The following is a 2,406-nucleotide window of genomic DNA, read 5'->3' on the forward strand; positions in this document are numbered from 1 at the left end:
TCCCCCGTAGTTGCCGTCCGTGTACGACGAGGCCGTCTGGCCTGGCCCTGACGGCACCGCCTTCTGCATGCCCGCACTCGCCGCCGCCCGCCGCCTACGAACCGCTCCGGCGATCAGGCCCCCGCCAGTGAGCACGACGACTCCAGCACCCGCGAGAACCCACGGCGTCACGGTGCGGTCGCCTGCGGATGCCGACGCCGCCGGCGCCTCACTACTCCCCTCCTTCGCAGCAGAGGACGACCCCTCGGGTGTCTGGGACGCGGCCTGCTTGAAGTCTGGCAGCGGGTAGACGTCGGCCGGGCCGGGGTCTCCGGGGTCGGTGAGCGCGATCCGGGGGCGGACGGCGCCGTAGCCGAGGTAGTCGGTACGCTCCTTGCCACTCGTCGGCTTGCTCGCAGTGTTGAGCATGACCCGCAGGACCTGGTTGTTGGTCCAGTTCGGGTGCTCGGACCAGATCAGGGCGGCGGAGGCGGAGGCGAGAGCGGTGGCGTCGCTGGTGCCGTGCGATTGGCACACGCCACTCTTGCTTTCGAGGCACGCGGCGATGATTTCCTCGCCTGGCGCGACCAGGTCCACCTGGGGGCCGTGCTCGGACTCCTTCGTCGCCTTGACGTTTCTGTCGATCGCTCCGACGCCCACCACACCAGGAGTCGCTGCCGGGTACTCCACTTCGTTGAGGGTGTCGCCGTCATTGCCCACACCCGCGAAGATCAGCTTGCCCTTGGACAGCGCGTATGCGACGGCCTCCGTGAGCTGCTGCGAATGCTCGGTACTTGCCTGCGAGATGTTGATGACCTGGGCGTTCGAATCGGCTGCGAACCGGATGGCCTTGGCCATGCTGGTGGGGAAATCGTCCTGATCGCCGTCGACACGGTTACGCTCGATGAAACCTGTGACGCGAATCGGCATGATCTTCGCGCCAGGCGCCAGACCGTACGAACCCGTGCCGACGCCTCTGCCGCCAGTGCCGGCGATGAGGACAGCCATGCTGGTGCCGTGACCGTCGTAGTCCGTGCGTTCGTCACCGGCGCGCTTGGAGAAGTCCTTGCCCGGCACGACCTGGCCCCGCAGGTCGGGGATGTCGGCCTGGACACCGGTGTCGATCACCGCGACCGTGATGCCTTTGCCCGTGCTGGCATTCCACATCTCATCGGCGTGCATGGCATCGAGGTGCCACTGCCGCTCGCGGACGGTATCAGCGTGTGCGGGGGTGCCGGCAATGCCCGCCAACAGGACCCCGAGGGCTGAGGACACGGCCCGTCCGCGCCATCTGGCCTGCTTGCTGCGGCTGCGCACGGTCATCCTTCTCTTCCTATGTCTCCATCAGGCCCTTTGGGCAGAAGCGGCGGGGTCGGTCGGCTCTCCCTCTCCTCTGCCTGGTCATCCCTGTCCTCTGACTGGTGATCCATGCCGTCAGCCCGGCCGGTCGCGCGGCTGCCAGAGCGCCTGTCGCGAGCGGAGCGGGCATCGCGGTTCGGAGCAGGATTGGAGGCACCCCGCGATGGTCCGGCACGTCGCGGCGTTTGCTCGTCTGCGGCAGCTTCGCTCGCAGGCCGGACATCTCGCGAGGTGGACCCTGCCCGTCCGCGGTCTCGGGATGGTCTGGGCTGTCCCCCGACGATGCCGTTGGACGGGGCAGGCATTCGCCCCCTCGCCGCGCCCTCACCCTCCGCTGCGCGGCTGTTGCTACCGGACGGCGTGGAGCCTGCAGAAGGGCGACCCGGCACGGCGCCACGACCCCTGGGAGGCTGCTCCCGGTTCAGAGTGCCGCCGACGACGGTGCCCCGCGGAATCGCACCAGCGGGCCGTCCTGTCGACGGCGAGACGGGGCGACCACCAGTGACGCCGTTGACCCCTCTGGTCGAGGGGGAGCCAATCGGCCCGCGCCCAGCACCGGGCTGGCCACCAGTCGCACCAGGGCCGAAGGGCCCGGAGAGTTCACGTCCCGGGACACGTGGACTTGTGGACGTGCCCGGTCCGGACGGCGTGGTCAGCGGGCCCCGGCCCCTGTACACGGGACGTTCACCGCCTCCCCGGACGCCAGGCGGCAGGGTCGTTCCTGTCCCGAATGAAGGCGAGAGCGGCCCGGTTGCCGGCGGTGTCCGGCCGTCAGGTCCGCTCGGTCCGACGGGCGGCGTCGGAGGGGAAGACGGGTTTACCGGAGGGGACGGCAGAGTCTCTACGCTGTCGATCGTCGTGTTCGTTGGGTCTGGCACGTGGCGCGGCAGCGTGTCGGACACATCTGGCACATGGTGTCGCAGAGCCGGTTGTGGTGCCGTACTCGTGCCACCTGAGCTCGCTCCCACCGTCACCTTGTGCCCAGGTGATCCCTGTGGCGTGACCACGCTCTGGTCCGCCGCCCCACGGCCCGATGGCACGTCGACGGGAGCGGTGCTGGAGACGTTC

The 2,406-nt window shown here is 69.4% G+C and carries 1 protein-coding gene; it reads right to left on the reverse strand.

Annotated elements, in window-relative coordinates; genetic code table 11:
* Positions 1–1,302: type VII secretion-associated serine protease mycosin (mycP, locus tag MXD57_RS31165; protein WP_250405570.1), on the reverse strand; the 1,302-nt coding region annotated here is incomplete at its 3' end.
* Positions 1,303–2,406 lie beyond the last annotated feature (1,104 nt).

Source organism: Streptomyces cellostaticus, from assembly GCF_023630175.1.
In the GTDB taxonomy this organism is placed as follows: domain Bacteria; phylum Actinomycetota; class Actinomycetes; order Streptomycetales; family Streptomycetaceae; genus Streptomyces; species Streptomyces cellostaticus_A.